The sequence below is a fragment of the Kitasatospora sp. NPDC059747 genome (assembly GCF_042732955.1).
GTDB lineage: Bacteria > Actinomycetota > Actinomycetes > Streptomycetales > Streptomycetaceae > Kitasatospora.
The window spans coordinates 4606-11401 of the sequence record NZ_JBHWGV010000143.1 but is presented as its reverse complement, the minus strand read 5'-3'; the positions used below and the strand labels follow the sequence as shown (position 1 = coordinate 11401).

At 75.3% G+C, this 6796-nt stretch carries 8 protein-coding genes; 5 read left to right on the top strand and 3 right to left on the bottom strand.

Annotated features, from left to right (window positions below; genetic code table 11):
• The first annotated feature begins 235 nt into the window (after window positions 1-235).
• A complete protein-coding gene (locus ACFV4G_RS37930; protein WP_380447154.1) occupies window positions 236-562 on the top strand; it encodes a putative quinol monooxygenase in 327 nt (108 codons plus the stop codon).
• Window positions 563-602: 40 nt separating this feature from the next.
• Here ACFV4G_RS37930 and ACFV4G_RS37925 read toward each other — a convergent pair whose 3' ends face one another.
• The 3 genes from ACFV4G_RS37925 to ACFV4G_RS37915 all read right to left on the bottom strand — a co-directional run bounded on the left by ACFV4G_RS37925 (window position 603) and on the right by ACFV4G_RS37915 (window position 3200).
• Window positions 603-950 (bottom strand): VOC family protein, encoded by a 348-nt coding sequence (locus tag ACFV4G_RS37925; RefSeq protein ID WP_380447152.1) that lies wholly within the window; start codon window positions 948-950, stop codon window positions 603-605.
• 26 nt (window positions 951-976) lie between these two features.
• Window positions 977-2596: a serine/threonine-protein kinase gene (locus ACFV4G_RS37920; RefSeq protein WP_380447150.1), complete on the bottom strand. Its 1620-nt coding sequence runs from the start codon at window positions 2594-2596 to the stop codon at window positions 977-979.
• Window positions 2597-2705: 109 nt separating this feature from the next.
• Window positions 2706-3200 (bottom strand): DUF1772 domain-containing protein, encoded by a 495-nt coding sequence (locus tag ACFV4G_RS37915; protein ID WP_380447148.1) that lies wholly within the window; start codon window positions 3198-3200, stop codon window positions 2706-2708.
• A gap of 187 nt (window positions 3201-3387) precedes the next feature.
• Between ACFV4G_RS37915 and ACFV4G_RS37910 the strand changes: the two genes are divergently transcribed.
• From ACFV4G_RS37910 to ACFV4G_RS37895, 4 genes are all read left to right on the top strand, one after another.
• Window positions 3388-4395 (top strand): AraC family transcriptional regulator, encoded by a 1008-nt coding sequence (locus ACFV4G_RS37910; RefSeq protein WP_380447146.1) that lies wholly within the window; start codon window positions 3388-3390, stop codon window positions 4393-4395.
• 154 nt (window positions 4396-4549) lie between these two features.
• Window positions 4550-4957, top strand: coding sequence for a YciI family protein (locus tag ACFV4G_RS37905; protein ID WP_359974921.1), 408 nt, complete (start codon window positions 4550-4552; stop codon window positions 4955-4957).
• 23 nt (window positions 4958-4980) lie between these two features.
• Entirely contained in the window at window positions 4981-6126 is a 1146-nt protein-coding gene (locus tag ACFV4G_RS37900) for an RNA polymerase sigma factor (protein ID WP_380447174.1), read from the top strand.
• A 127-nt stretch (window positions 6127-6253) separates the two neighbouring features.
• Window positions 6254-6796 (top strand): GNAT family N-acetyltransferase (locus ACFV4G_RS37895; protein WP_380447144.1); only part of this gene is annotated, 543 nt, incomplete at its 3' end.

Genomic DNA, 6796 nt, shown 5'->3' with positions numbered 1-6796 from the left:
CGGGCCCCCCCCGCGCCCCCTCCCCGGGGGGCGGGGCGGGCCCGGGGGGGGCGGTCGCGCCCGGGGCCCCCGCCCCCCCCTCGCCGGCGCGGCGCCCCCCCTCGCCCGGGGCCGACGGGGCCGCGCGGCTCCGCGTGGAGGCACTCGTTCGGTGGTCACGGCTTTTGCCCTCCCGGTGGGCGCCCGCAAGGTGGAGGCAGGAAGACCGTCCCCGAGGAGCGACAGGCGGAGAGCCATGCCGATCTACCAGACCGCGCGCTACCGAGTGAACGCCGAGGCCGTCGACCGGGTCCTGGCGGCGATCGAGGAGTTCGTCGGCTACGTCGCGGCGCACGAGCCCGACACGTGGATGTACACGGCCTGGCAGCAGAAGGACGACCCGACGCGCTTCGTCCACCTCTTCACCTTCGCCGACGAGGCCGCCCACCGGGCGCACGGCGAATCGGAGGCGGTGCGCCGGTTCCAGGCGGCCTACGCGCCGGAACTCTCCGAGGGGCCCGTGGTGTTCACCGACTACCGGCTGGTCGCCACCAACGCGGGCCGACGGGCGAGCGCGCCCTGACCTTCGGCGCCCTGACCTTCAGCGCTCTGACCGGCCGGGGTCAGAGCGAGTGGGCCACCGGGTGGCGGGGCTGGTAGAGGCCGACCTCCCCGCCGCCGGGCAGGCGCAGGGCGGTCTTCAGCCCCCAGCCGACGGAGGTGACCGGCTCGGTGAACTCCACCCCGCGCGCGGTGAGTTCGCGGACGGTGGCGTCGACGTCGTCGCACATCAGGAACAGCTCGTGCGAGGGCGAGCCGCCCGGGTGGACGGCGATCTCGGCCGGGGGCAGCTTGAAGACCAGCCACCCGCCGCCCGCGTCGACGTGCGGCCAGCCCAGCACGTCGCGCAGGAAGACGCGGTCGGCCTCCGCGTCACGGCTGTGGATGATCAGGTGGGCACCGTTGATCATGTACTCACGGTAACCGGTGTCGGTCCTCACTGCCTCCGCAGGTCGCCGGAGAAGCCCGCGACGACCAGGTGCAGGCCGCCGTCCTTGTTCCGCGTGTACACCTGGTCGTACGGCTCGGCCACGCACCCGCTGACGGGGCTCAGCGGGGCCGTGCGCAGGACGATGCGGTCGGCGGCGGCCGACGTGAGGTTCGCGGTGGCGTCGCAGCTCGGTGTGCCGGCGCCGGTGTTGTTGGTGATCTCGGCGACGGGCTCACCCTTCTGGCCCTGCCGAATGGTGATCTTGAAGTCCGCCTTCGTGCGGATCGCGGGGCTGCCGAGCTGGCCCGCCCAGGTGCCCAGGAAGTCCGCGGGTATAGCGCCCGCAGGCGTCGGGGCCGGTGTCGGCGTCGGGCTCGGTGCCGGTGCCGGGGTGGTCGCCGTGGCGGCCGTCGTGGCCTGACCGGCCGAGGAGGTGCTGCTGCCGCTCGCCGTGGTGCCGTCGGGCCGGTTCCAGAGGTACACGCCGGTGCCCAGCAGCGCGGTCGTCAGGACGGCGGCGACGGCCACGCCGATGCGCCCGAGGCCCCGGCCGGCGGGTTGCCGGTACGGCGGCGGGTAGGGCGAGGGAGGGGTGGCGGCCACGGTCAGGGGCGGGGCCTGGGGCGGAGGCGGGCCGAACTGCCCGGTCGGGGGTGCGAAGGCCGGCGGGGCGGGCGCCACGGTCGGGGGCGGCGGCGCGGGGGCCGCGGCGGCTCCGTCCAGGTCCAGCAGCTCGACCGCCAGCCCCGCGAGCGACCCGGCGACCGCCGGCGGCAGCCACGTTCTCCGCTTCAGGCGCTCGGCCGCCCCGGGGTCGTCGGCGGCCAGCCACGCCCGTAGCCGCTCCGGGGACGGCCGGTCCGCGGGGTCCTTCGCGAGGCAGGCCGCCACGATCTCGCACAGCTGCGGGTCCACCGCGTCCAGCGGCCCGAGGTCGGGGTCCTCGTGCAGCACCCGGTAGATCATGACGTGCGCGCTCACCCCCGAGCCGAACGGCGCCTCGCCCGTCGCCGCGTACGCGAGCACCGCGCCGAGCGAGAACACGTCCGACGCGGGCCCGGCCTTGGCGCCCCCGGCCTGCTCGGGCGAGAGGAAGCCGGGGGAGCCGACGACGAACCCGGACTGCGTGAGCGCCGTCGCGTCCAGGGCCCGGGCGATCCCGAAGTCGATCAGCCGCGGCCCGTCCAGCGCCAGCAGCACGTTCGACGGCTTGACGTCCCGGTGCACGAGCCCGCGCCCGTGCACGGCCGCCAGCGCCTCGGCCAGCCCGGCCCCGAGCGAGCGGACGGCCGGGGCGGGCAGCGGCCCGAAGTCCCGCACCGCCGCGCTCAGCGCGGGCCCGGCCACGTAGCCGGTGGCCACCCACGGCCGCTCGCCCTCGGTGTCCGCGTCCAGCACCGGCGCCGTCCAGCTCCCGCCCACCAGGCGGGCCGCGGCCACCTCCTGCCGGAACCGCACCCGGAACTCCGGGTCCGCCGCGAACTGCGCGTGCACCGTCTTGACGGCCACCGTCCGCCCGCCGGCCGTCCGGCCCAGGTAGACCAGGCCCATCCCACCCGCACCCAGGCGTCGCAACAGCCGGTACTCGCCCACCTGCCGCGGATCCCCGGGCCCCAGTGCCTCCACGCCGCCGCTCCCCTCGCCGCCCCCGCCCACCGTCACGTCACGCCAGACGGTACCGGTGCGCCACCCGGTTGCGGGCCGGAGCTCCGAACATCCGCTCCGGTAACCGGACCTACGCGTTCCCGTCCAGCACGAGCGCCCACGCCAGGCAGCCGAGCGACGCCGTGCACAGCACCGCCCGCAGCACGTTGAACCGGGCCCAGCGCTCCTCGAACACGCGCCGCACGGCCGCCGGGTCCGCGATCCGCGCCGGCGAACCGGCCTTCTCCAGCTGGTCGTTGAGAGGGATGTTCACCGCCCGGGTCACACCGATGTTCCCCACGTACAGCACCAGCGCCGCGATCGTGGCGGGCAGCGCGTCGTGCCCCTCCTCGGGCAGGTGCAGCGCGACGGCAGCCGCGCCGAACAGCAGCGCGCCGACGTAGCCGAGCACGAACCAGCCGTTCAGGATCGCGACGTTGACCTTCTGCATCACGTCGATGAACGTGCGGTCGTCGACCCGCCGCAGCGCGGGCATCACGGAGCACGCGTAGGCGTAGAACAGGCCCGCGGTCAGCCCGCAGGTGATCGTCGCCGCCACGAGCACGAGTGTGCGCGACAGTTCCATCTCGAAGGGCCCCTCACTGTGTGTCTCGGAGTCCCGGCGTCCCGATCCCTCGGCCACCGCTGACTCGGTCCGTCCCCGTGCGCGTCGATCATCGGGCACGAACGGGTGCCGGGGCCACCCCGGCCGCTCAAGACGCCCTCAAATGACAATCCGTCAAATCATGCTCCCGCATCTACACTTGGCGGCCATGGACACGCTGACCGGACTCCTGGACGGCCCCAAGGCGCGCGGGGCGTTCCTGCTGCGCTCGATCCTCACCCCGCCGTGGTCGCTGCGCATCGAGGACCGCGCGCCGCTCTCCGTGGTCACCATGGTCCGCGGCGACGCGTGGATCCTGCCCGAACGCGGCACCCCGCTGCTCCTGCACCCCGGCGACGTCGCCATCGTGCGCGGCCCCGAGCCCTACACCGTCGCCGACGACCCCGACACGCCCGTCGACGTGATCGTCGGCCCCGGCCAGCAGTGCTCGCGCGGCGGCGTCGACGTCTCGGAGACCATGGCCCTCGGCGTCCGCACCTGGGGCCACGGCAACGAGCGCGACGACGCGTCCTCCGTCGTCCTCTCCGGCACCTACCAGGCCGAGCACGAGATCGGCCAGCGCCTCCTCGCCTGCCTGCCCGCCCTGCTCGTCCGCCCGGCCGGCACCGCCGCCGACGACACGCTGATCCACCTCCTCGCCGCCGAGATAGGGCGCAACGAGCCCGGCCAGGAACTCGTCCTGGACCGCATCCTCGACCTCCTCGTCGTCTCCGTCCTGCGCGCCTGGCTCGCCGCCCCCGACTCCGGCGCCCCCGCCTGGTACCGCGCCCAGCACGACCCCGTCGTCGGGCCCGTGCTGCGCCTCATGCACGACGACCCGGCCACCCCCTGGACCGTCGCCGACCTCGCCCAGCAGGTCGGCGTCTCCCGGGCCGGCCTCGCCCGCCGCTTCACCGCCCTGGTCGGCGAGCCCCCGATGGCCTACCTGGCCGGCTGGCGCCTCGCCGTCGCCGCCGACCTCCTGCGCGAGCCCGAGTGCACTGTCGCCTTCGCGGCCCGCAAGGTCGGCTACAGCAACGCCTTCGCCCTCTCCGCGGCCTTCAAGCGCGTGCGCGGCGTCAGCCCCCAGGAACACCGGCGCCTCGCCTCCACGGGCACCCCGAACCCCACGCCGGGCTTCTCCGGCCCCGCCGAGACGGTCGTCCTGGCCGGCTGACGGCGTCGGCACTCCCGGTGACCGGACGGTCGCCGAAAGAGATCTTCGCGCGTCCTCGAAAAATCCTGGCGAGGGATGTCGAGAACGCGCGCCCGGCTCCGTCCCCGGGGTGGAAGCGACCACAATGGGTCGCACCGCACCGAGGAGAGACACCATGGCCAAGTACCTGCTGCTGAAGCACTACCGAGGCGCCCCGGCTCCGGTCAACTGCGTCCCGATGGACCAGTGGACGCCGGAGGAGATCTCGGACCACATCCGCTTCATGCACGACTTCGCCGCCCGGCTGGAGAAGACCGGCGAGTTCGTCGACGCCCAGGGCCTCGCCCCCGAGGGCATGTGGGTCCGTTACGACGGCGAGGGGCGCCCGGCGGTCACCGACGGCCCGTTCCCCGAGACCAAGGACCTCATCGCCGGCTGGATGATCATCGACGTCGACAGCCGCGAGCGCGCCGTCGAACTCGCCGGCGAGCTGTCCGCCGCCCCCGGCGCCGGCGGCAGGCCGATCCACGAGTGGCTGGAGGTCCGCGAGGTCATGGCCGCGCCGCCCACCATCACCGAGTAGCCTGCCGGGACGTGACCACCCCCATGGACGAAGCACTGCTCAGGAGCCTCACCCCGGGCGTGCTCGGCGCCCTCGTCCGCCGCGGCGCCGACTTCGCGGCGGCCGAGGACGCTGTCCAGGACGCCCTCGTCGAGGCCCTCCGGGTCTGGCCGGCCGACCCCCCGCGCGACCCGAAGGGCTGGCTGGTCACCGCCGCCTGGCGCAAGTTCCTCGACGCGACCCGGGCGGACGCCGCCCGCCGCCGCCGCGAGGACCGCGTCGACGAGGAGCCGCCGCCCGGGCCCGCGCCCGCGGCGGACGACACGCTCCAGCTCTACTTCCTGTGCGCCCACCCGTCGTTGACGCCCGCCTCCGCGGCCGCCCTCACCCTGCGTGCCGTCGGCGGCCTGACCACCCGCCAGATCGCCCGGGCCTACCTCGTCCCCGAGGCGACCATGGCCCAGCGGATCAGCCGCGCCAAGCGCACCGTCGCCGGCGTGCGCCTCGACCGGCCCGGCGACGTCGCCACCGTGCTGCGCGTCCTCTACCTGGTCTTCAACGAGGGCTACTCCGGCGACGTCGACCTCGCCGCCGAGGCCGTCCGGCTCACCCGGCAGCTCGCCGCCGTGATCGACCACCCCGAGGTGGCCGGGCTGCTCGCCCTCATGCTGCTCCACCACGCCCGCCGCGCCTCCCGGACGGCGCCCGACGGCGGCCTCGTACCGCTCGCCGAGCAGGACCGGACCCGGTGGGACACTGGCCTGATCGCCGAGGGCGTCGGGATCCTCCAGGCGGCGCTCGCCCGCGACCGGCTGGGGGAGTTCCAGGCCCAGGCCGCCATCGCGGCGCTCCACGCGGACGCGCGAACCGTCGAGGAGACCGACTGGGTGCAGATCGTCGAGTGGTACGACGAGTTGGCGCGCCTGACCGACAGCCCGGTCGTCCGCCTCAACCGCGCGGTCGCCGTGGGCGAGGCCGACGGCGCCCGCGCCGGGCTGGCGGCCCTCGCGGCGCTGGACGACTCCCTGCCCCGGCACACGGCGGCGTCCGCGTACCTCCACGAGCGCGACGGCGACCTGGCGACGGCGGCCCGGCTGTACGCCGAGGCCGCGCACAAGGCGCCCAACCTGGCGGAGCGCGACTACCTGACGCGGCAGGCGGCGCGGCTCAACGCCCGCCTGCGGGGGTGAGCCGCCCCCGGCCGCACGATCGAGCCTCCGTCGGTAATTCGGTTGACCTCGTGGTACGGGAACGATCCACTGTGGCACGGGACATCACGCGTCGTGAGTCCGGCACCCAGGGGAGGCAGCAGCACCGATGGAGATCCGTTCCACGAGCCAGGAAGACCACGGCGTCTTCCTCGACACGCTCTTCGCCGCGTTCGGACGCTTCCCGGAGACCCCGGCCGAGGACGGCAGCGGGGTCTGGTGGTCGGCCCTGGAGCTGGACCGCGGCGTGCTCGCCGAGACGTCGGACGGCCGTCCCGTCGGCACCGCCATCGCGTACTCCTTCGAACTCACCCTGCCCGGTGGGATCGTCGTCCCGGCCCCCGGGGTGTCGGGCGTCGGCGTCCTGCCCTCGCACCGCCGCCAGGGCGTCCTCACCGCCATGATGCGGCACCAACTCGACGACTTCCGGGCCCGGGGCGAGTTCCTCTCCGTCCTGCTCGCCTCCGAGGCGGGGATCTACGGCCGGTTCGGCTACGGCCCGGCGACGTACACGGGCCGCCTGACGGTGCCGCGCCACCGGGGCGCGGGGGGCGGCCCCCCCGCCGGCGCCCCCGCGCCCCCCGGCGGGGGGGGAAATCGGGGGGGCGCCCCCGCGCTCGCGCGCAGTCTGGTCGGGGTGGCCGCGCTCGCC

Bases quoted from the DNA above. Each gene is read 5' to 3' on its own strand.
- ACFV4G_RS37905 (WP_359974921.1), top strand. From the start codon at position 4,550: ATGGCCAAGTACCTGCTGCTGAAGCACTACCGAGGCGCCCCGGCTCCG.
- ACFV4G_RS37900 (WP_380447174.1), top strand. From the start codon at position 4,981: ATGGACGAAGCACTGCTCAGGAGCCTCACCCCGGGCGTGCTCGGCGCC.
- ACFV4G_RS37910 (WP_380447146.1), top strand. From the start codon at position 3,388: ATGGACACGCTGACCGGACTCCTGGACGGCCCCAAGGCGCGCGGGGCG.
- ACFV4G_RS37930 (WP_380447154.1), top strand. From the start codon at position 236: ATGCCGATCTACCAGACCGCGCGCTACCGAGTGAACGCCGAGGCCGTC.
- ACFV4G_RS37925 (WP_380447152.1), bottom strand. From the start codon at position 950: ATGATCAACGGTGCCCACCTGATCATCCACAGCCGTGACGCGGAGGCC.
- ACFV4G_RS37915 (WP_380447148.1), bottom strand. From the start codon at position 3,200: ATGGAACTGTCGCGCACACTCGTGCTCGTGGCGGCGACGATCACCTGC.